Source organism: Ureibacillus thermosphaericus (assembly GCF_012396605.1).
GTDB lineage: Bacteria > Bacillota > Bacilli > Bacillales_A > Planococcaceae > Ureibacillus > Ureibacillus thermosphaericus.
Window position 1 is genome coordinate 1 of the sequence record NZ_JAAXPW010000043.1, and the last position, 19410, is coordinate 19410.

Consider the following 19410-nt stretch of genomic DNA (forward strand, 5'->3'; position numbering starts at 1 on the left):
ACTTTCAATAGACTAGTAACAGTATATTTGAAAGTGATTGATGGTGGGGAAACTGTTTAATCTTATTTGGGGAATTCTGTTGAGTTCTATTTGTGGAAAACTGTTGATTCTAGTTTAGCGTTTACAATTTAATATACGTATATATATTTGTGGATATATTAAAATGTCTTTATGTGAATAAAAAGAATGAATGTAGGGGACTATAAATTGAATGTAAATTGACTGTAATTTTTATATTAAAATATAAAAATTATGATTTATTCTACAAAACTATAAAAAATTGATATATCAAGGTCCTGTGTAAGTTTATATAAAGTAGTAAAATTTGCGAATAAAAGAACGTAAAAAATACGGTCTTAAAGGCGCTCGTCGCGCACCACAATTCTCAAAACGTTAATATTATCAACGTTATCAAACCCTCTTCTCGCTTTCGGGAAGAGGGGTGTTTTTATGAGAAATTTGTTTTGCTGATACCGCTTAAATTTGTATTTTTAACGTGAGCCGTAGACATTCATTTCATAAATTTTTATCCGCTAATAAAACAAAGACCCTCGACTAATTCGAGGGTCTCAATTATTATGGGTTGGCTTTTTCAAGGGCAAGTCTTAAACCAAAACCAATCAAGATGGCACCAGTAATTCCTTCGATAACTTTTTGAGTGCGAGCATTTTTTATAAATGCACTAATATGATCGATTAAATAAATATAGAAAATGAACCACAGGGCCGTAAGAATGGTATAAGTAATTCCCATAATAAGGAACGGCATAAATGTATCGCTACTAGTATTTACAAATTGAGGGAAGAAGGTTAAGAAAAATAGTGCAACTTTAGGGTTTAATATATTAGTTAAAAATCCTTGTTTGAAACAAGATGTATTACTCAATGTACCTTCTTGCACAAATTCTACCTCTACTTCATCTTTCTTTTTTCTCAAAGACCAAAAAGTTTTAATTCCAAGATAAATTAAGTAAATGGCTCCAACATACTTAAAAATAGAAAATAAAAAGGCTGATTTTACAATGAGCGCAGATAATCCTAATATCGCGGCAGTAGTGTGAATTAGCAGGGCACAACAAGTACCTAAAGCAGTTTTCATTCCGCCAAATTTGCCACGAGTAACAGTGTTTTTAGTGACGATGGCAAAATCAGGGCCAGGTAAAAGGATTAACAAAACACACATCAACACAAATAGAAAAAAGTTTTCCATCATTTCATTCCTTTCGAACACGAAATTTCAGAATATTTATTGTTAAATTGTATTCAGTATTAGTGTTTTTTTCAATGGCCAGGAGCAAGATAAAAAACAATTATTTTACAAGGTACGGTTATTCTACTATAATGGCACTAGAACGAATAATTGAATAACAAACAAATAGGTTTCTTAAATGTAAATTCATTACATTTAAGACTAAGAGGGAAGTTGGTGAAAATCCAACACGGTCCCGCCACTGTAATCGGGTAGGAATGTTACGATTATCCACTGTGTTTTTAACATGGGAAGGAGTAACAAACCGATGATCCGTAAGTCAGGAGACCTGCCTATTTGTATTTTAAACATCCTTCGAGGAAAGGGATGTTTAAAGAGCAGATACCAATTGAATGTATATGTGTCATTATGCATATGGTTAGAGTATACATATCTGCCTTTACAACGCTTTCCAAGAGGGGGAAGCGTTTTTTATTTTTTTAAAAAAGGAGGAGACGAAAGATGTTAAAAATGAATCGAGCAATACTTCTAGCATTAGTTTTATTATTAACCATCCCATTCATTGCTGGTTGTGCTAGCAATGAAACAAATGATAACACCCAGGAAACGGTGACAAAAGAAAACGAATCGAAGAATGCTACTTTCCCAGTTACATTTACTGATGATGCAGGCAGGGAAATTACGATTGAAGAAGAACCAGAAACAATCGTTTCCATTCAAACAAGTAATACGGAAATTGCCTTTGCTCTTGGACTAGGCGACAAGATTATCGGTGTTTCAGATTATTGTAATTACCCGGCTGAAACAGAAAATATTACAAAGGTGGGAGGACAGGACATTAATGTGGAGCTAGTTCTATCTCTCCTTCCAGATATAGCACTAGTGACAGATTATCATTACAAAGCTCATCCGACAGTATTAAAACAATTTGAAGAGGTGGGTATTCAAACCATCGTCGTTGGTAGTGCAACATCTTTTGAAGATGTTTATGAAAACATTGAAATGATTGGTTTAGCCACTGGAACAAAAGATAAAGCTTTAGAGATTATTGCTGATATGAAAAAACGTCATGAAGCCATTAAAGAGAAAGCGAAAGCCGTTGTAGATAAAAAAAGAGTTTGGGTTGAAGTATCACCAGAACCAGATATTTTTACGACTGGAAAAAATACCTTTATGCATGAAATGTTAGAATCCATCCAAGCCATTAACGTAGCAGGTGATCAAGTAGGATGGGTAAAGATGAATGAGGAAGAAATAGTAAAATTAAACCCGGATGTGATTATAACGACATACGGCTATTATATAGAGAATCCAAAGGAACAAGTACTTGCTCGTGATGGTTGGCAAGCGGTTCCTGCGGTAAAAAATGGCGAAGTTTACGATGTGGACAGCGATACAGTAACAAGACCAGGCCCTCGTTTAATTGAAGGAGTCGAGACCCTTGCGAAACTTATTTATCCTGAAATTTTTGAATAATAAAATTGGTTGGATTTATGTAGGGAGTGGTATTCTTTTTGCCGCGGCAATCATTTTAGGTTTATTTATAAGCAGTGTACCCGTTGCTGTGGAAAAAATTATCCAAATAATATTTGAGAAAACCCTCCATATCACTTGGATGGAAGTACCAAAAAATGAGGAAATGATTATTTGGAATATTCGATTGCCGAGAGTCATCCTTGCCTTTTGTGTTGGGGCATCCCTATCGCTAGCGGGGGCTGCTTTCCAAGGCCTTTTACGAAATCCATTAGCAGATCCATATACAATTGGTGTATCATCAGGCGCCTCTTTAGGAGCAGTGTTAGTTATATTTTTCCAAGTTACCATAATAGGATTAGGAAATTTTACGCTTCCAATCGTCGCAATTGTAAGTGGTTTTATCACTTTATTAATTGTATTTGGGTTGGTAAGGCTAAGCAGTAGAAGTTTAGCAATCGAAACGATTGTGCTTGCAGGTATTATCGTCAGTTCCTTTATCAGTGCCATTGTCTCTCTAATCATTTCATTGGGAGATCGAGATGCAATGACCCAAATTCTTTATTGGTTATATGGGAGCGTTGGAATGAGAGGTTGGGAATACATACAACTCATCATCCCGTTTATGATATTGGGGACATTCATTTTGTTAATTCATTCTCGAGAATTAAATGCCTTTGCACTTGGTGAAGAGGCTGCAGATCATATTGGTGTCAATGTCAAAAGAGGCAAGACTATGATATTAATTGGTGCATCGTTATTAACTGGAGCATCGGTTGCTGTTTCTGGTTCCATTGGTTTTGTTGGTCTCGTCATCCCTCATCTTGTACGACTCCTTGTTGGACCAAATCATCGACATGTATTACCGTTGTCATTTATCATTGGTGGTACTTTTCTAATGTTTGCGGATTTGCTGGCTCGAATTGTTATTGCACCGCGAGAATTGCCAATTGGAGTTATAACAGCGATTATCGGTGCACCGGTATTTGCGTTTCTGCTAATAAGAGAAAAGATTGGAAGGGGGCAAAAATAGATGCTAAAGATTCAAAATGTGACGGGTGGATATAGCAATAACCCGATCCTAAGAAATATTGATATAGAAGTACAAAATGGTGATTTTTTTGCCCTTCTCGGCCCAAATGGAAGTGGAAAAACAACGCTCTTTAAATTAATTACCGGTCAGTTGCCTATTCAAAAGGGGAAAGTATTGTTATCGGGTAAGGATATCTCATCTTATTCAAAATTAGAAAAAGCAAAGAAAATCGCAGTTCTTTCCCAAGATACTTCTGTTTCTTTTGACTATACAGTTGAAGAAATCGTCAGTCTTGGGCGATACCCTCATCAAAAAGGAATATTGAAAAATTTATCAAAAAAAGATTGGCATATAATTGAAGAAGTAATGGAACTAACGAAAGTAACTGAATTTAGGCATACTCAATTTCGAAAGATTAGCGGCGGTGAAAAGCAACGGGTGCTATTAGCAAAAGCGTTGGCTCAAGAACCGGAGCTACTACTGTTAGATGAGCCTACAAATCATTTAGATATAAAACATACCTTTCAACTATTAGATTTATTAAAAAAGAGGCAAGAAGAAAAAGGATTAACGATTTTTTCAATTTTACACGATTTAAATGTGGCATCGCTTTATGCAGACCGATTCGCACTGCTGTACAACGGTAGTTTATTAAAAGTTGGGGATGCAAGCTTACTAAAGGAAGTAGATACTTTAAATAAAATATATCAAGTACAAATCCATGTCCAACCGCATCCAACAGTCCCTAAACCGCAACTATTACTAGCACCAAGTTTACCGAATTCAACACATTCTACGTTCTTTAAGGGAAATTATAAAATAAACAACAATGAACAATTTGTTCATGTTCAATTTCAAAAACCACTACGAACGATATCAAATGGAATGGTAGGAAATGGTATACAGTGGATAAAAGATTATTGCATCTTTTCGTGTAAACAATATTCCACAATTCCCCCAGAGGAAGAAATACAAACCATCATGGAACAATACTCTATTACTCCCGAACAAACAGTTGCCACAATTGTTGAAGGGAACATAGGTGATGTCGTTGAAGTTGAGAGAGAAATTGAGGATACAAAAATTCTCATCATCGTTACACCTACGAAAATGAATGAAAAAATTCGCGGATTCAATATGATGGTTTTTATGGATGGATATTTTAACGAGGGAGCTTTAGTTAATAGTTTGCTTATTGCAACAAAAGAAAAAATGAAAGCAATGCAACAATTTGGAATGGATGAAGCTAATGAAACAAATGAGGCTCTCTATTTAGCGGTTACGCAAAAAGGTGATAAGTCAGTAACGCAAAGAGCTGTCGAGGCAACTTTGCGAGAGATGGTACAACTTGCTGTAAAACAAGTATATCAAAAAGAAAAAGTTGTTGTTTGATTGAACAATTGAATACTTTCAATAAAGGGGGAGTATGGTGAGATTAATCTCCATTTGTCCAAGCAATACAGAGCTAGTAGGTTATTTAGGTTTGACACCTTCACTTGTTGGAGTAGATGACTACTCCGACTGGCCAGAAGATATTCATCAATTGCCGAGATTAGGTCCTGATTTAGATATTGATATAGATAAAGTAGAAGCATTGCAGCCTGATTTAGTATTGGCATCCCTCTCAGTACCGGGCATGGAAAAGAATATTGAAAGGCTGGAAAAACGGAATATTCCATATTGTATAGTACCTAATCCAAACACATTAACGGAAGTGGGAGAAAGTTTATTATTCGTTGGCAATGCAACAAACACAAAGGACAAGGCCAAGGAATTGTACGATCAATATATTCATTTGCTTGAACAATATCGCAGTTTATCAGAACAAGTTGATAATCCAAAAACCGTTTACTTCGAATGGTGGGCAAAACCGATTTTTACCCCTGGTGCAACGAATTGGTTAACCGAAATGTGTGAGCTTGCTGGAGGGCGAAATATTTTCCAAGATATACACAAATCAAGTGTCCAAACAGATTGGGAAGAAGTGAAAAGCAGAAATCCAGACGTATTTTGTGTGGCTTGGGTAGGAGTTGAAACGAAAAGAGTCAATCCAAAAGTAATATTAAAAAGACCAGGTGTACATGAGATAAAAGCAATTCAAATCAATGAATTATATATTTTAGAAGAATCTTTATTTTGCCGTCCTTCACTAAAACTCGCACAAGGTTTAGTGAAATTAGGTTCTATCTTACATCCTCATATTTATCCTTCGTATGATCAAAAGAAAGATCCATTATTAGATAATAAGTAAATCCTGCTCATAGAGAGTAGGATTTTTTGTTTGGTTGCAATCATTCAATTATAGCTATTAAGATTCATCTTAAAGGATTAGTGTATCAAAAAATGGTTAAAGTTAATGATAGAAAAAACTCAAGGGGGACGGACATGAAGATTTATATTCCTTTTTTAATAATTGCTTTAGTCTTAACTGGTTGTTCACCTAAACAACCACCGAAAGCAAATGAACAAAAGACTGAAACTACAGCAAGCCAACAAATAGAAATCATAGCAACTGATCTTCTTATTCCGTGGTCCATCAACAAAATAGGGAATACATTCTACCTTTCTGAGCGTGGCGGAAATATTGTAAAAGTAGAAAACGGACAAGTGGAAAGACAGCAAGTACAACTCGAAAAACCTCTTTCAACGGCATCGGAAGCTGGTTTTTTAGGATTTGTCTTAGCACCAGACTTTGTCGAATCAAATCAGGCTTACGGATATTACACTTACGAAGATGATACAGGTCAATTTAATCGCATTGTTCGCTTAAAGCTAGAAAATGATACTTGGAGAGAAGAGGAAGTACTACTAGATCAAATTCCAAGTGGACGGGTTCATCATGGAGGTCGACTTAAAATTGGCCCAGATGGTAAACTTTATGCAACAACTGGCGATGCATTACAGTCTGATAGTGCTCAAGATGTTAACTCATTAGGTGGAAAAATTCTCAGACTTCACTTAGATGGATCGATTCCATCCGATAATCCTTTTCCTAACTCTTACGTATATAGTTTTGGACATCGAAATCCTCAAGGTTTAACATGGGCACCAGATGGAACGATGTATGCAAGTGAACATGGCAATAGCGCCAATGATGAAATAAACCGTATTGAACCTGGTAAAAACTATGGTTGGCCAGAGATTGAAGGAACTAGAGAGAAAGAAAATATGGTTGCTCCTCTCTTTACATCAGGCTCAGACAATACGTGGGCTCCTTCCGGAATTGCCTATTTTGATAACAAGCTTTACGTTGCCGCTTTAAGGGGTAGTGCTGTATTGGAATTTAACTTAAATACTGGTGCAAATAGAAAAATCGTTAATGGACTTGGTAGAATTCGTGATGTCTTAATTGAGGAGAATAACTTGTACTTTATCACCAATAATACAGACGGTCGTGGAAACCCAGAAAGAAATGATGATAAATTATATCGCATTTCGCTATCAGCTATCGATTAAATCGAAAAGATTGGAAAAACATGGGGCTGCTCACAGTCATGATTCCTTGAGAGCCCCATTATTGCTCACTTTTTAAACGGATTTTTCCACTCCATTAACACTCCATAATTACAGGATTCTTCATCTTCTAAATAGTTTTCAACAATCGCAATAGGGACACGCCCGCAACTTAACAGAAAAGTGATAACGGGATCTTGTAATGTTCCGTTGATGACCGCCTCTAAATACTCTTCCACACTCATCTTATCCGCATATTTGCTATAGCCCGGTATTCTTCCACCACCTAAAAGGCGATCTAGTTTCTTTTCGATTACAATATGATACATTGTCTGCATCATGAGTTTACCAAGGCCTAATGAACGAAAGCTTGGTCGAACACAAATATCGACAATGTATAAAGTATTTCCATTTGCATCATGATTTGTAATATAACCATTGTCGGTTATTTCTGCCCAAGAATGTTTTGGTTTGGCAGGGTCAAATTGTACACAGAGACTTGTTAAGGAACTAGCTAGTTTTCCATCAATTTCAACACATATAGCACCTTCGGGAAAAATATTAATATGATTTTTTAATTGTTTTTCATTCCACAATAGTTCTTGTGGAAATGGTGGAGGGAAAGATTCAACTTGAAGGTCGATTAGCTGTATAAAATCTTCTTTTCTATAATTACGAATGACGATAGGAACGGCTTTTTGTCCGATAAAAATAAACTGTTCGCTCCTGTACATGGATTCACCTCCACTACCAATCCGTATATAAATCGGTTCTACGATCTTTCCATGTTGTTACTGAACCATGGTTCCTTACTTCATAGAGAAGGTTTAAATCTAAATCGGCGGTAATAATCATATCTTGATTGACTTCTCCTTCTGCTAAAACCCCTTTTGGAGGGAAAGGAATATCATTAGGAGTGATAATAGCTGCTTGACTAAAGTTCGATCTCATAAAGTCAACAGTCGGAAGTGAACCTACTGTTCCAGATAGAACGACATATACTTGATTTTCTATTGCCCGAGCATGACTTGTATATCGAACACGATAATACCCGTGTTGGTTATCGGTACAGGAAGGACAAAAAATGATATCGGCTCCTCGCGCTTTCGCTATACGTACAATTTCAGGAAATTCAATATCGTAACAAGTTAAAATCGCAATCTTTCCATATTTGGTGTCAAAAATTTTTAATTCTTCTCCTTTTGCCATATTCCAAGCGCTGATTTCAACTGGCGTGATATGCAGCTTTTCTTGTCGCATAATGCGGCCTTCAGGGTCAAAGAAAAATGCGGTATTTCGTAGTTGATTGTTAACTTCTACTACATGTGTTCCGCCGATAATATGGATATTGTATTTTTTAGCTAATTTAAGAAATAAATCTTCATATTGTTCTGTATAACTAGGTAAATCATGGATTGTTTGATTTGAACCATTTTGTTTTTTGAAAGAAAGCAATTGAGTTGTTAAAAATTCTGGAAACACGATAAAATCCGAATCAAATTCCAAAGCGGTTTTAATGTAGTGTTCACATTGCATTGCAAAATCTTCGAATGATTGAATCGTGTGTAAATGATATTGAACTGCAGATACTCTTAATTTCATATGCTTCGCTCCTTTATTGCAATAATTGAAAGTCCGGATATTGCTTTCCATACTGTATTTTTTATGATGAAATGAAGTAGAAAATACTTATAATGGAAACTTTAATTTTTTGGGGGATGGCTATGTGCGGTCGATTTACGTTGTTTTGCTCGTATCATCAGTTGATTGAAGAATTTGATGTAGCAGAGGCTTTTTCCGAGGAGTTATATAAGGAAAGTTATAATATTGCTCCAAGTCAACAAATTGTAGCAATCATTAATGATGGAGATAAAAATCGTATGGGGTTCTTAAAATGGGGATTCCTTCCTTCGTGGGCAAAAGATGAAAAGATAGCATCGAAAATGATCAATGCTCGTTCTGAAACTGTCGACGAGAAACCAAGTTTTAAAAAATCATTTTATGAACGGAGATGTATTATCCCGATGGACTCCTTTTACGAATGGAAAAGGGAAGGAAATTTGAAAGTCCCAATGCGAATAAAGAGGAAAGATGACGCAGTATTTGCAGTTGCGGGATTATGGAATACTTGGCGGAGTCAAGAGGGAGAAAAGATTCATACGTGTACGATCTTAACAACGAAGGCAAATGAATTAATGGCCCCAATCCATGACCGAATGCCGGTCATTTTAAATAAGGAACAGCAAAAAGAATGGTTAGACCCTCATTTAAAGGGGCGAGAGAAATTAAAATCGCTGCTTAAACCTTGCCCTTCAGAGTGGTTAACTGCCTATCCAGTATCTAATCTAGTAAATTCTCCGAAAAACAATTCGAAGGAATTAATTGAAAGAGTTTCTTTATGATAATAAAGAGGCTATCTAGATAGTCTTCTAGATAGCCTTATCTTTTAAATTGTTTGACTCCCCATGATTTTTAGCATATATTGATGGGATTCTTCTAAAGTAGTCATGGTGTTCATCATAGAACATGCGGCATCAAGAATAGGAAAAGCAAGGGCTGCTCCTGAACCTTCACCTAATCGCATATTCATATTCAACATAGGCTCTAACCCTAATACCTCGTTTACAATTTTTGCTCCAGGCTCTTCTGAAAGATGGGATGGAATAATGTAATCCTTCACTTTCGGTTCTAATTTATAAGCAATAAGTGCAGAAACTGTGGAAATAAAACCGTCCACTACTACAGGAACACGATTTGCTGCAGCACCTAGGACTACGCCTGCCATTCCCCCTAATTCCAAACCGCCAACTTTCGCTAACACATCAATTGGGTCATCTGGATTTGGCTTATTTATGTCAAGAGCTCTTCGAATGACGTCAATTTTATGTTGAAGACTATCTACCCCAGCCCCCATACCTGTTACAATAGCCGGGTCACAACCACAGAATGCTGACAGGACAGCACTACTTGGAGTGGTATTACAAATTCCCATTTCTCCAGTTGCTAAAACATTGACACCTTGTTTCACTTGTTCATTGGCAATTTCAATACCTACTTCAATCGCTTGAATCGCTTCTTGACGTGACATTGCTGGTCCCTTAGCCATATTATCCGTTCCGTATTTCACTTTTTTGACGATGACTCCAGAATCTTTTGGTAAATCTTCTTTAATGCCAATATCTACTGGAACGACTTTTGCACCTGCTGCTTTTGCAATAGCACATACTCCTGTAAAACCTTTAGCAAAGCCAATTGCCTGCATTACCGTTACAAATTGGGGGTTATTTGAAACATTTTCTTCATATACACCGTGATCCGCAGCTAATGAAATAACCGCTTTATTGGATACATCAAGCTCTAGTTTCTCAGTTATTCCAGCAAGTTGTATCGCGATTTGTTCTAATTTTCCTAAACTGCCAGGTGGTTTACAAAGAGCATCTACTCTTTCTCTTGCTTTTCCCATCACTTCTTTATTAAGTTGTTTAATGTTTTGTAATGTCGATTGCAATAGTTCCAATTGAATCTCCTCCATCGATTATTGAAATAAGAAAAGTCTGCAGTTTATTGGCATGCCAAATAAACTACAGACTTTACCATCGTACTGTATGTTTTCAAGTAATTAGGCAGGTCTCCTGGCTTAGGTTCATCGCAAATATAGGCCTTCCCAGTTTCCCAGTGGCATTTTCTATATTGCTCCCCGATACAGTGGTGGGTCCGCTAAAGATTCTCACTTTATTCCCTATTCTCCCTAAAAAGGGCACCTAATTACATAGATATACTTTTTAAAATAATCTAAAATGAAATGAAACTTTAGTCAAGTTTTTTGAAAACTTCCATTGCCTAAAAGATTATTTTAGTGGTGAAATATTAAGGAATCTATTCAGTTATAGTTGGAAATGTAAGGGTATCAACTTGACGGTTAGTATACAATTGTATACAAAAATTAAACGATGGTAATAAAGAAAAGGAGTAACAAAATGCGTGCAGCGTTAAAGCTTTCAAAATATTTAAAGCCCTATAAGCATTTTGCGATTTTAGCGCCGATACTTATGGTGTTGGAAGTAGGGATGGATTTAATTCAGCCAACAATTATGCAGAAAATAATCGATAAAGGAATTGCAACGAATGATACACAGTATATCATTATGATGTTTGCTGCGATGATTTTGTGTGCAATGATAGGTTGGCTTGGGGGTGCAGGTTGTACATATTTCAGTTCGAAAGCGGCGGTAAACTTTGCATCTGATGTTCGAGCGGATTTATATGAAACTATTACATATTTTGCGAATAGCAATAAGGACAAGTTCACTTTAGGAAAATTGATTACCAACTTAACAAATGATATCGAAATGTTGCAAAGGGCCTTAAACATGTTATTAAAAATATTCGTTCGCGGGCCTTTTATGTTTGTTGGGGCGGTCATTGTCGTATTTTTTACGGCAAGAGATTTATTTCCAGTACTATTTTTTGTGGTGCCTGTATTAATCATCAGTTTATATATTATTATTCAATTATCGATTAAGCTGTTTCGAAAGGTGCAGGAATCAATCGATCAAGTGAATACACGTGTGCAGGAGAACTTGGCGGGGATTCGCGTCATTAAAGCATTTAACCGTATGCGATATCAAATGAAGCAATTTGCAACTGTCAATCATCAATTAACGAAACGCAATATGACGGCAGATCAAGTGGTAGCTGCCTTAATGCCGATTACCCAATTTGTTGTCAACATCGGAATTGTACTTGCACTTATGCTTGGTGTCGTGAAAGTTGATGCAGGAGCTATTGAAATTGGGGTAATTGTTGCATTCATCAACTATTTGATGATGATTTTGAACGGCCTTATGAGTTCCAGCAACGTACTGATTCAAATTGCGCGGGCTATACCAAGTGCAGAACGTGTCGTTGTCGTATTGGAAGAGCAGTCTGATATTACGAATATTGAAAACCCAGTGAAAAAAGAAATTCAAGGAAATGTGAAATTTGACAAGGTTAGTTTTTCTTATAACAAACACGTTGAACCGGTGTTGAAAGAGATTTCCTTTGAAGCGAAAGCCGGCAGTACAGTAGGGATTATCGGTATGACAGGCAGTGGAAAATCGACATTAATCAAATTGCTCGGTCGACTCATGGATGTCGATGAAGGAACTATTTACATTGATAACATTCCCATACAGCAATATGACATTGACATGTTAAGAAATGCTATGGCTTTTGCCCCACAAAAGGCAATATTGTTTTCAACAACGATTGAAGAAAACTTAAAGTATGGAAAAATTGACGCAACTAAAGAAGACATTCAAGAAGCGCTCTTTGCATCAAACGCCTTTGAGTTTGTGGAAAAATTGGATCATAAAGAACAACATGAATTAACGCAGGGAGCTACGAACTTATCCGGTGGGCAAAAGCAACGTTTGGCAATGAGTCGTGCAATTATAAGAAAACCAAAAATTTTAATATTAGATGATACAACATCAGCGGTAGATAGCATCACTGAAAAGATAATCCAGCGAAACATGAAAGAAGCTCTTAAAGACAGTACGAAATTTATCGTATCATCAAAAATTTCTTCTATTAAACACGCAGATTTGATTCTTGTGCTAGGAGACGGTCGAATTGTTGCCCAAGGAACCCACGAAGAATTACTGAAAATGAGCGAGTATTATAAAGAGATTGTAGCAACTCAAGTTGAAAGGGGAGGTGCGATTGATGAATAGGCTACAAGAATCCCTTACTGGTAGAGGTAGTGGTCGAAGCCGTGGTCCAGCAGCAAAGGCTAAAAATCAAAAGGCTACAATTAAAAGAATTTGGAGTTATTTAAAGAAACAAAGACTCAGCATTAATTTTGTTATTATTCTTGTGCTGATTACATCGGTGTTAAATATTTTAGGGCCTTTGATGATTGGTGTTATTATAGATAACTATATTCTTCCCCTCGACATTGAAGGAACTATTCGGATGGGAATGTTGCTTGCAGCAATTTTTATCGCATCATCCTTATTAACTTGGTTGCAAACTTTTGTCATGATTCGAGCATCTTTAAAAACAATTCAAAATTTGAGAATCGAACTGTTTGAGAAAATGCAATCATTGCCGATTTCGTTTTTCGATCAAAAACAGCAAGGCGATTTGATGAGCCGCATGACGAACGATATCGACAATTTGAATTTCGCTCTTTCCCAAAGCGTCATTCAAATCGTATCGTCTGTATTATCTCTTGTAGGTACCGCCATTGCGATGGTGTATTTAAATTGGATATTAGCCATTGTTACCCTTTTGGTCGTTCCGTTAATTGTTTGGGCTACAAAACAGGTTGTGAAACGTAGTAGCATGAATTATCGAAATAGACAACGAGATTTAGGAAATTTAAATGGATTTATTGAAGAAACGATTTCTAATTCGGAAGTTGTGACGCTCTTTGGAAAAGAACAACAAACTATTCAACAATTTAAAGAAGCGAATGAGAAGTTGCGCTATTCTGCAATGCAATCAGAAATTGTATCTGGTTTGTTAGGACCAACGAATAACTTTATCAATAACCTCGGATCAGGTTTAATTGTTGGAGTTGGTGCTATTATGGCGACCAATTCTCTCGTTACGGTAGGTGTTATAACGTCATTTTTAACATATGCAAGACAGTTTTTCCGCCCAATTAACCAACTTTCAAACTTATTAAATACTTTTCAATCTGCAATTGCTGGAGCGGAGAGGGTATTTGAAGTACTAGATGAACGAATTGAATTAATGGATTCACCTCATTCTCTGCCTAGACGATCTCTAGAAGGAAATGTTGAATTTCGAAATGTCAGTTTTTATTATGTAAAAGATAAGCCGGTGCTAAAAAACATTTCGTTTCAAGCGAATGCTGGTGAAATTGTTGCTCTTGTTGGCCCAACTGGTTCAGGGAAGACAACCATCGTACAGTTATTAAGCCGTTTTTATGATGTAACTGAAGGAGAAATTTTAATAGATGGTGAAAATATTCAATCTTACTCAATGGAACATTTACGAGATTCAATAGGTGTTGTATTGCAAGATACGTATTTATTCTCAGGAACGGTAAGAGAAAACATCCGATATGGAAAACTAGATGCTACCGATGAGGAAGTAGAAATGGCAGCAAAAATCGCCTATGCCCATTCCTTCATAAAATATTTGCCGGAGCAGTATGATACGTTGCTTGAATCAGGTGGTAAAAACTTAAGTCAAGGGCAAAGACAACTGATTGCGATTGCACGAGCTATTTTAAAAGATCCGGATATTCTAATTTTGGATGAAGCCACTTCAAGTGTTGATACAATGACAGAAGTGCATATTCAAAAAGGATTAAACAATTTAATGCAAGGCCGCACGAGTTTCGTCATTGCCCACCGTTTAAAAACAATCGAAAATGCAGATCGAATCTTAGTCATAAAAGATGGAGAAATAATCGAGCAAGGAAATCATAATTCCTTAATGTCCTTAGATGGATTTTATGCCCAATTGCAAAAACAATATCATCAAGCAGAAATTTAGCAGTAAACTGTCCCACTAATGTTTACAAAGCATAGGGGGCAGTTTTTTTCTATCATCATCAAATTTCGGATACATGAATAAAATATTTGAGTTTAGTAAAGTATACAGTTTGTGTCTTTCAGGAATCATTTTAAATCTATTCGTTTCTTAATAATCATTTGAATTTTAAGATGACTGAAACAAAGATTAGGATGAACAAAGTCTTTTAACAAGCAAGTTGGGTAATAAAAATAATCAACTTTTTATAGAAATTCTTTACGCATACAAGCCTTCCTTTCAGCGTATAGTAGTGCAAAAGGTTGCAAAAGGCGGTGTAGTAGATTTGAAACGATGGATTGCACTAATTGTCATTTTGCTCTGCTGTTTTTTAGTGGTTATGTATGAGACAAGCGCATCGGACAATCGATTTTTCCTTCCTGAACCATTAGGAGGAGTTAAAATCGTCGTTGATGCGGGCCATGGTGGGATTGATGGAGGAGCATCGGCAGAAAATGTTATTGAAAAAGATATTACGTTAGCAATTGCAAAAAAGGTTGAACAAAAATTAAAACGAATGGGTGCGGAAGTTGTGATGACAAGAACTTCAGATGGCGATGTTCTTTCGGAACACGCACCAAGTGAAGAGTTCTCTACATTAAGAGAAAGGAAAAAACAAGATATTTTCTTAAGAGAAAAAATTGTAAAAGAAAATGAGCCCGATATTTTCATTACGATTCATGCAAATGCTATCCCAGAAGAAAAGTGGCGAGGCGCTCAAGTATTTTATCATAAAGAAGGGCACCCAAACAGTGAGCTGCTAGCTAAAGCCATTCAATCTTCAATAAGAGAAAAGTTACAAAATACAGATCGAGAGGCTTTGGCAATCAAACAAATTTATTTACTGAAAAAAACCGAAGTTCCTGCGGTTCTGGTGGAAACTGGATTCTTAAGCAATCCTGAGGAAAGAAGTTTATTGGCAGATGAAAAGTATCAAGACAAAATGGCAGATGCAATTGTTAACGGAATTGAAAATTATGTAAATTTAGAGATAGAATAAGCAATATCGCTATGATTAAACACTTGGTATGTTATACTTATACTATCAATCGGAAGCTAATATAGGGGAGTGTTTATCGTGATCAATGAACAACAAGTCCGTGAAATTTTAGGACAACTACAAGACCCGTTTTTACATAGAACGCTTGAAGAAACAAACGGTATTGTCAATGTATCAATAAAAGAAGAAAAAAATCATGTGAGTGTAAAAGTTGCGATTGCTAAAACGAATACCCCAGAACAATTACAATTGCAAATGAAAATTGTTGAAAAATTAAAAGAAGCCGGTGCTTCAACTGTAGGAATTCGATTCGAAGAGTTGCCAACGGAAGTTCTTGAACGTTTCCGTGGAAAAGCAAATGAAGCCGAGTCCCGAGATATTCTATCACCATTATCGACAGTAAAAGTGATTGCCATTGCCTCAGGAAAAGGCGGTGTAGGTAAGTCCACAGTATCAGTAAATTTAGCTGTTTCTTTAGCTCGTTTAGGGAAAAAAGTGGGCTTAATTGATGCGGACATTTATGGGTTCAGTGTCCCAGATATGATGGGAATTGAGGAAATGCCGACCGTAAAAAATGATCGAATTTATCCTGTGGAACGTAAAGGGGTAAAAGTGATATCCATGGGATTTTTCGTGGAGAACAATGCACCGATTATTTGGCGTGGTCCAATGCTTGGTAAAGTATTAGATCAATTCTTCCGTGATGTAGAATGGGGAGATATTGACTATCTATTATTAGATTTACCACCAGGTACTGGAGACGTAGCATTGGATGTTCACCAAGCGTTGCCTACATCCAAAGAAATTATCGTCACAACACCACATCCAACAGCAGCATTTGTTGCAGCACGTGCTGGTGCAATGGCTGTTCAAACTAACCATGAAGTTCTTGGTGTTATTGAAAATATGGCTTGGTATGAGTCGAAAACTGGTGAGCGAGAATATGTTTTTGGTAAAGGCGGAGGACAAAAGCTTGCTGAAGAATTGCGCACAGATTTATTAGGACAAATTCCGCTTGGACAACCTGACTGGGATAACGAGGATTTCGCTCCATCAATCTATGAAGAAAACCATCCAACAGGAAAAATCTATTTAGATATAGCTCAAAAAGTTATTAATAAATTGGAATAGGATAGCAAAAGAGCGAATTGAGAAAACGATATGTTTTCCAATTCGCTCTAAAATTTTGAGTAACGAGTATATAATCGCAATTTGCTTTTCTTATTAAATAATTAACTGCTGCCACCTTGGTCTTGACCTTGCTCATCTTGTCCCCCACTACTACTTTCCTTACCTTTTTCTTTTGAACCGCCAGATTCACCGCTCTTTTTAATTAACTCTTGCCATTTTGTTTGCAGCAACGGATTTTCAATTGTCTCCATTACAACTTTTTCAATTTCTTTCCTTAATTCTGCACTTTTTAAAATGGATTCTAATTCTTTTTTCATTTCAGGTTGTCCAAAAAATGCAATTAAGTCTTCTTGAAAAGAGGCGTCTTTTATTAATTGCTTCATAATTTCAGTTTGCTGTTCTTTCATGCTTTTAGCCATTGATTCCTTAAATTTTGGATCTTCAAAGGTTTTTTTCCAAAATTCTTGGGCCTGCTCTGACAATAATGAATTGTTGATTGATGTTTCCACTTCATCGTGTTCTAAAATAACTAACTCCCTAAAACTAGGGTCTTCCAATAATTGTCTAATTGCTTTTTTTCCATCTTCTGTTTGAATAGCATCAACGACAATTTTCTTTACTTCTTCATAAGACGGTTGGGCGTTCGGTGAATCGGAACAACTCGCGAGCAATATCAATATGAAGAATAGGATCAATAATCGATTAAACAGGGGATTTTTCAACTTTCTCAGTCCTTTCTATATAAAGGCTCTCTTTTTATTTATTCTTCACAATTCTTCACATAATATGTACATGTTTATAACTTCGATAGCTTTTTTAAAAAACCATTGATAAAATAATGAAGAGATTGAAAAAAATAAAGGGAGCATTGTGTCGTGACAATACGAAATTGGATAAAATTTTTCTCGATGTGTATGTTAATTGGCGGTGTTGTCACAGGAGTGGCAGGCATCATCATTCGATGGAATTTTTTTAGTTCATATTTAGCCGCAGGAGAAATAGTAGAGTTTTTTGCCGCTTTTGTATGGATGATTTTTTTAGGTTTTACAATGAGCGTAATTGCCCAAGCAGGCTTCTTTGCATATTTAACAATTCATCAAATTGGAGTCGGTGTATTTAAAACATTAACTTTATGGAATTGGGTACAAGTTCTTTTGATGATCGTGGTTGTCGGAGATTTAATTATTTTCCGTTTTGCTCCGGTTGCCGAGAGCGCTAAAGATTGGCTCTTCTATGGAGGACTATTAATTTTTCTAATCTCTAGTGCTATTGCAACTGCTATAAAAAAAGTTCAATTAACTGGAAAAAAACATATTTTAATTTCATCTATGTTCTTTATGATTGTTATTACTTGTTTAGAGTGGATTATTCCGTTGATGGGGCGTAAGGGCAATATTGATACATATGTAGCCCTATTATTATTCCCTCTAATTGCAGTAAACGCTTATCAATTATTAGCTTTGCCAAAATACAATCAAAAATCCAATGAAGATCGAAAAAAATTAGATGAGCGCAAAAAAACAAGAAATCAGAAGAATGTTGGTAAATAATAATATTTAGAAAATAATCAAGGGCATCCAACTACACAAGTCGGATGCCTTCAATTTTTATTTAATATTTTTTCTGTTGGATGTAATGTTATTAATTATTTTCATGGCATTTTTGTCGATTTAATGGAGTAACCGAAAATGTTTTCTTCTAATGAAATGAATTTATGTTGCTGAATAAATTTCGAAATATTTTTGAAATTAGGGTTTGATTGTTCATCTAGTTGTAAACTAATGATAGCACCTTTTACATCATGATAGTGGTTACCTTCTTTATAAATGTGAGATGGTGATAATAAATTGATTTCTTCGTGAAAGGCAGCTTGTTTCAACTCTCCAGGAAATTCATAATCCTTCGTCATAAACCATAGAGGCTTCTGATTAAAATATTTTTTATAAATCTCCACTTCTTTATTAAAAGTTTTTATGCTATATTCTTCTTTACCATAACCTCCGAGTAAGCCAGTGGAAATGTTTTTTTTCTGAATTAACTCTACTAGCTTTGGAGAACGTTCAATCCATTTTGCATCCAGCATTAATATAGGATAAGGAGCATGAAGTGATTCCAACCATTCAGGCAATCCTTCGTGAGTAAAAGAAATTTCCACTATTAATGATTGTCCATAATTACCCTTAGATATAACTAGCGGTTCATGGGTCATTCGAAAAACTGAAACAATCGAAGTTTTCTGAGGATAAATTAAAAAGGAAATCACCATTACTATAAATAGTGCCAATATCATTTTACGAAACATCAGTTTGTCCCCTTTTTATAGGATTTTGTTTAGTAAAAATGGTTCCTAAAAAAACTTATGAAAAAGTGTTGACTTTCATGAATGAAAGATGTTAATATATAAAAGTCGTCGAAAGACAGCGAAATATGTCAAATGAACCTTGAAAACTGAACAACAAAACGTTAATGCAATAAATTATCTAGTTGTTAACCCTCGTTGACAAACTAGATTCGGACATTAAATTTTGAGCAAATCAAATTTTCTTTTATGGAGAGTTTG

General features: G+C 35.9%; 17 protein-coding genes, 1 pseudogene and 2 riboswitches. Of the genes and pseudogenes, 12 read left to right on the forward strand and 6 right to left on the reverse strand.

Annotation, left to right across the window (positions count from 1 at the left end; translation table 11 throughout):
• Positions 1-328 precede the first annotated feature (328 nt).
• Positions 329-397 (forward strand): annotated as a pseudogene (gene rpsI, locus HF990_RS13345) (30S ribosomal protein S9); the annotation flags it as partial.
• A 179-nt stretch (positions 398-576) separates the two neighbouring features.
• Here the strand turns inward: rpsI and HF990_RS13350 are convergent.
• Positions 577-1209 (reverse strand): LysE family translocator, encoded by a 633-nt coding sequence (locus tag HF990_RS13350; RefSeq protein WP_016839496.1) that lies wholly within the window; start codon positions 1207-1209, stop codon positions 577-579.
• Between the two features lie 150 nt (positions 1210-1359).
• Positions 1360-1559: riboswitch (cobalamin riboswitch) on the forward strand.
• 151 nt (positions 1560-1710) lie between these two features.
• Between HF990_RS13350 and HF990_RS13355 the strand changes: the two genes are divergently transcribed.
• From HF990_RS13355 to HF990_RS13375, 5 genes are all read left to right on the forward strand, one after another.
• Positions 1711-2685 (forward strand): ABC transporter substrate-binding protein, encoded by a 975-nt coding sequence (locus HF990_RS13355; RefSeq protein WP_168412781.1) that lies wholly within the window; start codon positions 1711-1713, stop codon positions 2683-2685.
• On the forward strand, positions 2651-3715 hold the full coding sequence (locus HF990_RS13360) for a FecCD family ABC transporter permease (protein WP_016839499.1): 1065 nt from the start codon (positions 2651-2653) through the stop codon (positions 3713-3715). The genes HF990_RS13355 and HF990_RS13360 overlap by 35 nt, the downstream gene beginning before the upstream one ends.
• A complete protein-coding gene (locus tag HF990_RS13365; RefSeq protein WP_168412782.1) occupies positions 3716-5107 on the forward strand; it encodes an ABC transporter ATP-binding protein in 1392 nt (463 codons plus the stop codon).
• A 37-nt stretch (positions 5108-5144) separates the two neighbouring features.
• Complete coding sequence (locus tag HF990_RS13370; RefSeq protein ID WP_096550111.1) at positions 5145-5966, forward strand: cobalamin-binding protein; 822 nt, start codon at positions 5145-5147, stop codon at positions 5964-5966.
• 134 nt (positions 5967-6100) lie between these two features.
• Entirely contained in the window at positions 6101-7171 is a 1071-nt protein-coding gene (locus tag HF990_RS13375; protein ID WP_168412783.1) for a PQQ-dependent sugar dehydrogenase, read from the forward strand.
• A gap of 65 nt (positions 7172-7236) precedes the next feature.
• Here the strand turns inward: HF990_RS13375 and HF990_RS13380 are convergent, their stop codons facing one another.
• Complete coding sequence (locus tag HF990_RS13380; protein ID WP_168412784.1) at positions 7237-7902, reverse strand: GNAT family N-acetyltransferase; 666 nt, start codon at positions 7900-7902, stop codon at positions 7237-7239.
• A gap of 13 nt (positions 7903-7915) precedes the next feature.
• Positions 7916-8770 carry a carbon-nitrogen hydrolase family protein gene (locus HF990_RS13385; RefSeq protein ID WP_016839504.1) on the reverse strand — a complete coding sequence of 285 codons (855 nt, stop codon included), beginning with the start codon at positions 8768-8770 and terminating at the stop codon, positions 7916-7918.
• 122 nt (positions 8771-8892) lie between these two features.
• Between HF990_RS13385 and HF990_RS13390 the strand changes: the two genes are divergently transcribed.
• Positions 8893-9570: an SOS response-associated peptidase gene (locus HF990_RS13390; protein ID WP_168412789.1), complete on the forward strand. Its 678-nt coding sequence runs from the start codon at positions 8893-8895 to the stop codon at positions 9568-9570.
• A 44-nt stretch (positions 9571-9614) separates the two neighbouring features.
• On the opposite strand, the gene cobT is transcribed toward HF990_RS13390, so the two are convergent.
• On the reverse strand, positions 9615-10685 hold the full coding sequence (gene cobT, locus HF990_RS13395) for a nicotinate-nucleotide--dimethylbenzimidazole phosphoribosyltransferase (protein WP_168412785.1): 1071 nt from the start codon (positions 10683-10685) through the stop codon (positions 9615-9617).
• Between the two features lie 88 nt (positions 10686-10773).
• Positions 10774-10948: riboswitch (cobalamin riboswitch) on the reverse strand.
• A 197-nt stretch (positions 10949-11145) separates the two neighbouring features.
• Here cobT and HF990_RS13400 point away from each other — a divergent pair.
• The 4 genes from HF990_RS13400 to HF990_RS13415 all read left to right on the forward strand — a co-directional run bounded on the left by HF990_RS13400 (position 11146) and on the right by HF990_RS13415 (position 16850).
• Complete coding sequence (locus HF990_RS13400) at positions 11146-12885, forward strand: ABC transporter ATP-binding protein (protein WP_168412786.1); 1740 nt, start codon at positions 11146-11148, stop codon at positions 12883-12885.
• Positions 12878-14683, forward strand: coding sequence for an ABC transporter ATP-binding protein (locus tag HF990_RS13405; RefSeq protein ID WP_168412787.1), 1806 nt, complete (start codon positions 12878-12880; stop codon positions 14681-14683). The genes HF990_RS13400 and HF990_RS13405 overlap by 8 nt, the downstream gene beginning before the upstream one ends.
• Positions 14684-15005: 322 nt before the next feature.
• Entirely contained in the window at positions 15006-15719 is a 714-nt protein-coding gene (gene cwlD / locus HF990_RS13410) for an N-acetylmuramoyl-L-alanine amidase CwlD (RefSeq protein WP_016839509.1), read from the forward strand.
• A 78-nt stretch (positions 15720-15797) separates the two neighbouring features.
• Positions 15798-16850, forward strand: coding sequence for an Mrp/NBP35 family ATP-binding protein (locus HF990_RS13415; RefSeq protein ID WP_016839510.1), 1053 nt, complete (start codon positions 15798-15800; stop codon positions 16848-16850).
• Positions 16851-16951: 101 nt separating this feature from the next.
• On the opposite strand, the gene gerD is transcribed toward HF990_RS13415, so the two are convergent.
• Positions 16952-17572: a spore germination lipoprotein GerD gene (gene gerD / locus HF990_RS13420; protein WP_016839511.1), complete on the reverse strand. Its 621-nt coding sequence runs from the start codon at positions 17570-17572 to the stop codon at positions 16952-16954.
• A 153-nt stretch (positions 17573-17725) separates the two neighbouring features.
• Here gerD and HF990_RS13425 point away from each other — a divergent pair, with 153 nt between their 5' ends.
• A complete protein-coding gene (locus HF990_RS13425; RefSeq protein WP_168412788.1) occupies positions 17726-18400 on the forward strand; it encodes a KinB-signaling pathway activation protein in 675 nt (224 codons plus the stop codon).
• A gap of 101 nt (positions 18401-18501) precedes the next feature.
• Here HF990_RS13425 and HF990_RS13430 read toward each other — a convergent pair whose 3' ends face one another.
• A complete protein-coding gene (locus tag HF990_RS13430) occupies positions 18502-19152 on the reverse strand; it encodes a hypothetical protein (protein ID WP_016839513.1) in 651 nt (216 codons plus the stop codon).
• Positions 19153-19410: the final 258 nt, after the last annotated feature.

What these genes read in the sequence shown, in the direction of transcription:
- HF990_RS13385 (WP_016839504.1), bottom strand. Translation starts at nt 8,770, where the DNA reads ATGAAATTAAGAGTATCTGCAGTTCAATATCATTTACACACGATTCAA.
- HF990_RS13430 (WP_016839513.1), bottom strand. Translation starts at nt 19,152, where the DNA reads ATGTTTCGTAAAATGATATTGGCACTATTTATAGTAATGGTGATTTCC.
- HF990_RS13380 (WP_168412784.1), bottom strand. Translation starts at nt 7,902, where the DNA reads ATGTACAGGAGCGAACAGTTTATTTTTATCGGACAAAAAGCCGTTCCT.
- HF990_RS13400 (WP_168412786.1), top strand. Translation starts at nt 11,146, where the DNA reads ATGCGTGCAGCGTTAAAGCTTTCAAAATATTTAAAGCCCTATAAGCAT.
- HF990_RS13365 (WP_168412782.1), top strand. Translation starts at nt 3,716, where the DNA reads ATGCTAAAGATTCAAAATGTGACGGGTGGATATAGCAATAACCCGATC.
- HF990_RS13350 (WP_016839496.1), bottom strand. Translation starts at nt 1,209, where the DNA reads ATGGAAAACTTTTTTCTATTTGTGTTGATGTGTGTTTTGTTAATCCTT.
- HF990_RS13375 (WP_168412783.1), top strand. Translation starts at nt 6,101, where the DNA reads ATGAAGATTTATATTCCTTTTTTAATAATTGCTTTAGTCTTAACTGGT.
- HF990_RS13405 (WP_168412787.1), top strand. Translation starts at nt 12,878, where the DNA reads ATGAATAGGCTACAAGAATCCCTTACTGGTAGAGGTAGTGGTCGAAGC.
- HF990_RS13355 (WP_168412781.1), top strand. Translation starts at nt 1,711, where the DNA reads ATGTTAAAAATGAATCGAGCAATACTTCTAGCATTAGTTTTATTATTA.
- HF990_RS13390 (WP_168412789.1), top strand. Translation starts at nt 8,893, where the DNA reads ATGTGCGGTCGATTTACGTTGTTTTGCTCGTATCATCAGTTGATTGAA.